This is a genomic window from Protofrankia sp. Cr1 (genome assembly GCF_963555865.1).
Classification (GTDB): Bacteria; Actinomycetota; Actinomycetes; order Frankiales; family Frankiaceae; genus Protofrankia.
The window spans coordinates 13869-14405 of the sequence record NZ_CAUVXO010000060.1; the positions used below are offsets into that span (position 1 = coordinate 13869).

Sequence of the window (537 nt, forward strand, 5' to 3'; positions counted from 1 at the left end):
CCGGGGCCGAGACTGATCCGCAGGTGTCCTATCACCTGCACATCGACGGGGTGCTGCGGCCGGTTACCAATGCCTGGTTGTCGGAGTCCCTGCTCGGCGTGCTGCGTGACCACCTGGGCGTGATGTCGGTCAAGGACGCCTGTGAGCAGGGCCGATGCGGCTCCTGCTCGGTGCTCATGGACGGCCGGCTGGTCGCGGGTTGCACGGTGCTCGCGGCGGACGCCGCAGGCGCTCAGATCACGACCGTCGCCGGGCTGGGCACGGGCGGTCCGGCCAGGGCGGTGCGGGCCGCGTTCCTCGCCCACGGGGCCGTCCAGTGCGGCTTCTGTACGCCGGGGTTCGTCGTCGCCGTGACCGATCTGCTGGCCCGCCGTCCGGGCGCCGACGAGGACGAGATCAGGGAGGCCTTGGCGGGCAACATCTGTCGGTGTACCGGCTACGGGCGGATCATCGCCGCCATCCGGTCCGTCCAGGACGCCCGTCGGTGATCGATGGCAGGCTGTGGGCCGATGACGCACTCACGTTCACCCGGTGATC

General features: G+C 70.8%; 1 protein-coding gene. It reads left to right on the forward strand.

Going from position 1 to position 537, the window contains the following annotated elements:
• A partial coding sequence (locus U9980_RS07995; protein WP_416210192.1) for a (2Fe-2S)-binding protein occupies positions 1-488 on the forward strand: 488 nt, incomplete at its 5' end.
• Positions 489-537: the final 49 nt, after the last annotated feature.